Source organism: Enterococcus sp. ARL09-542 (assembly GCF_005234805.1).
In the GTDB taxonomy this organism is placed as follows: Bacteria; Bacillota; Bacilli; order Lactobacillales; family Enterococcaceae; genus Enterococcus_D; species Enterococcus_D gallinarum.
In genome coordinates, this window is the sequence record NZ_QPQX01000040.1 from 2192 (window position 1) to 3688 (window position 1497).

A 1497-nucleotide genomic window follows, 5' to 3' on the forward strand; every position below is an offset into this window, starting at 1 on the left:
CGGCAATTTTCCTAGCGCAACCAGATTAGGACGTATGGTCCAAGTGAGTGGAGCCTTTAAAAATAATAGTACACTACCAAATACAAACGATACTTATGTTGTAGGTGTACTTCCGGTAGGATTTAGACCTCAAATGCAAGTAAAGTATTTAGGTAAAGGAGCTGGAACGACAATATTCATGGTCACTATCGATACGAATGGTGAAATATCAATTAGCTATCGATTAGGCTGGACGGGAAGCGACTTTGGATATTTAACAAATAATGCAAATGATATTTTCAATATAGCTGGAGTCTTTTCAGCGGCAGACGTGTAGGAGGCAGACGATGACAGCTAAAGAAAGATATAAAGAATTGTATATCAAGCATGTTATTAAAGAAAAGAGTTCAACCACAGAGGAAATGGATGAGCTCTTTTCTATTGTTTTAGAAGAATTCGATGATGATCCAGAAAAAATGAGCGAATTTATTCAGTCTATTGTAGATGAAAATTCCGAGAGCCAACTGTCAGAGTTAGATTTATTGAAACAAGAAAATGAAGAGTTGAAACAGACAGTAAAATCTATGCAAGAGGAATCTGAGATGGTCCAAACTGCTTTTATGGAAGTATCAGATTATGTTTTTTCAAAGTAAAGGAGGAGTGAAAAATGGAATTTTCAGCGTTGAAAATGTTATATGCAACACACGTAATTGAAGGAAAACGCACAATCGAAAGTGTGCCAGATGTTTTACGAGAAGATGTTGCAAAAATTGTTGACGAAGCAAAAAAGCCAGAAGGAACCAAACAATCGGATATGTAGTATCAGGAGCAATCGGCTTAATAGTCGGTTGCTTTTTATTTCAGGGAAGTAGGTGGCATATGTGGAAATAGAAAAGCAGGTCCAAGCACATGAGGAGCGGTTAAAACAGCATGACAAAGAGTTGGGGCGTCTTAATGACGTTACACTGGAAATGCAAAAATCGATGAATGAAGGTCTAGCACGAGTTGATGAATCAAACCGTTTCTTACGTGAGCAAAACACACGGCAAAGCGAACAAAATGCGGAAATCCTTCGTGCAGTATTGCAAAGAAATGAAAAGTCTGATGAACGCAAGTATGAACTAAAAATGCTCGACAAAACGAATATGTGGAAAATGATTCTTGGAATTGGTGCGTCAGCAGGGGCGGTATTCGCATTCGTCTTAGAATTAATAAAATTTTTTGGAGGTAGATAAACATGAACAATATTAATTGGAAATTACGTTTGAAAAGTAAGGCTTTTTGGTTGGCAGTTATTCCAGCACTAGCACTAGCAGTGCAAGCAATTGCTGCAGTATTTGGATTTGAGTACGATTTTGGTGACTTGGTCAATAAACTGATTGTTGTAGTAAACACAGTATTTGCAGTGCTAGTGATTATTGGTATCGTTAATGATCCAACAACTACAGGTATCGCGGATAGCCAACAGGCGCTTACTTATGATCAACCAAAAAGCGATACGGTTGATTACGGCGATGG

At 38.0% G+C, this 1497-nt stretch carries 5 protein-coding genes; all 5 read left to right on the forward strand.

The window, feature by feature from the left end; translation table 11 throughout:
* Positions 1–316, forward strand: a 316-nt coding sequence (locus DVW06_RS16675; protein ID WP_238696208.1) for a hypothetical protein, incomplete at its 5' end; no start/stop codon positions are given.
* A 10-nt stretch (positions 317–326) separates the two neighbouring features.
* Positions 327–632, forward strand: coding sequence for a hypothetical protein (locus DVW06_RS16680; RefSeq protein ID WP_137264911.1), 306 nt, complete (start codon positions 327–329; stop codon positions 630–632).
* A 14-nt stretch (positions 633–646) separates the two neighbouring features.
* Positions 647–799, forward strand: coding sequence for a CD1375 family protein (locus DVW06_RS17285; RefSeq protein WP_174784195.1), 153 nt, complete (start codon positions 647–649; stop codon positions 797–799).
* A gap of 61 nt (positions 800–860) precedes the next feature.
* Positions 861–1214 (forward strand): hypothetical protein, encoded by a 354-nt coding sequence (locus tag DVW06_RS16685; RefSeq protein WP_131731835.1) that lies wholly within the window; start codon positions 861–863, stop codon positions 1212–1214.
* 2 nt (positions 1215–1216) lie between these two features.
* The coding region (locus DVW06_RS16690) for a phage holin (protein WP_137264912.1) at positions 1217–1497 on the forward strand (281 nt) is incomplete at its 3' end.

Bases quoted from the DNA above. Each gene is read 5' to 3' on its own strand.
- DVW06_RS16680 (WP_137264911.1), top strand. From the start codon at position 327: ATGACAGCTAAAGAAAGATATAAAGAATTGTATATCAAGCATGTTATT.
- DVW06_RS17285 (WP_174784195.1), top strand. From the start codon at position 647: ATGGAATTTTCAGCGTTGAAAATGTTATATGCAACACACGTAATTGAA.